1 protein-coding gene is annotated in these 957 nt (G+C 68.1%); it reads left to right on the top strand.

The features are described 5' to 3' along the window. Nucleotides 1–957 (top strand): Hsp70 family protein (locus B4M60_RS03025; RefSeq protein WP_291080158.1); only part of this gene is annotated, 957 nt, incomplete at both ends.

Genomic DNA, 957 nt, shown 5'->3' with positions numbered 1-957 from the left:
CAGGCCACCAAGGACGCCGGCCAGATCGCCGGGCTCAACGTCCTGCGGATCGTCAACGAGCCCACCGCGGCCGCCCTGGCCTACGGCCTCGACAAGGGCGACAAGGAGCAGACCATCCTGGTCTTCGACCTCGGCGGCGGCACGTTCGACGTGTCCCTGCTCGACATCGGCGACGGCGTGGTGGAGGTCCGCGCGACCTCGGGCGACAACCACCTCGGTGGCGACGACTGGGACCAGCGGGTCGTGGACTGGCTGGTGGAGAAGTTCAAGGCGCAGAACGGCATCGACCTGACCAAGGACAAGATGGCGCTGCAGCGCCTGCGCGAGGCCGCGGAGAAGGCCAAGATCGAGCTGTCGAGCGGTCAGTCGACCTCCATCAACCTTCCCTACATCACCGTGGACGCCGACAAGAACCCGCTCTTCCTGGACGAGACGCTCTCGCGCGCCGAGTTCCAGAAGATCACCCAGGACCTGCTCGACCGCTGCCGTAAGCCGTTCCAGGCCGTCATCAAGGACGCCGGCGTCTCGGTCTCGGCGATCGACCACGTGGTCCTGGTGGGCGGGTCGACCCGCATGCCGGCCGTGACCGACCTGGTCAAGGAGCTCACCGGCGGCAAGGAGCCCAACAAGGGCGTCAACCCGGACGAGGTCGTGGCCGTGGGCGCGGCGCTGCAGGCCGGCGTCCTCCGTGGCGAGGTCAAGGACGTCCTCCTGCTCGACGTGACCCCGCTGTCGCTGGGCATCGAGACCAAGGGTGGCGTCATGACCAAGCTCATCGAGCGCAACACCACCATCCCGACCAAGCGCTCGGAGACCTTCACCACGGCGGACGACAACCAGCCGTCGGTGCAGATCCAGGTGTTCCAGGGTGAGCGCGAGATGGCGGCGCAGAACAAGCTGCTCGGGTCGTTCGAGCTCTCGGGCATCGCCCCGGCCCCGCGCGGCGTGCCGCAGATC

This window comes from Dietzia sp. UBA5065 (assembly GCA_002415925.1).
Taxonomy (GTDB): domain Bacteria; phylum Actinomycetota; class Actinomycetes; order Mycobacteriales; family Mycobacteriaceae; genus Dietzia.
Note: the sequence above shows the minus strand (reverse complement) of the source record. Positions and strands in the feature narration are given on the sequence as shown.